At 59.3% G+C, this 258-nt stretch carries 1 pseudogene; it reads left to right on the forward strand.

The window, feature by feature from the left end:
* Positions 1-60 precede the first annotated feature (60 nt).
* A pseudogene (locus JUK32_RS05700) lies at positions 61-258 on the forward strand (ATP-binding protein); the annotation flags it as partial.

A 258-nucleotide genomic window follows, 5' to 3' on the forward strand; every position in this document is an offset into this window, starting at 1 on the left:
AAGCTTACGGAAACCGCGATTGCCGCTAAAATTGGGCATCACCAGCGGGATAACTGGACAATGGCCGAGGCAGCCACCGGGCGAGCAACGACTTTGAAGCAGGCGTTTCGCGTGTGCAACTTGGGGGCGCTCACCGGGGCCGACCTGGATCGCTACTACGTGGATTTGAAAGCAGTGCGGAGTCGGGAAGCGATCGACAGCGTCAGCGCCGAAATCGACTTTTTGGAACCGGGGGAACCGGCCGCCATTCTCTTTACG

Origin of the sequence: Halomicronema sp. CCY15110 (assembly GCF_016888165.1) — a bacterium.
Taxonomy (GTDB): domain Bacteria; phylum Cyanobacteriota; class Cyanobacteriia; order Phormidesmidales; family Phormidesmidaceae; genus Halomicronema.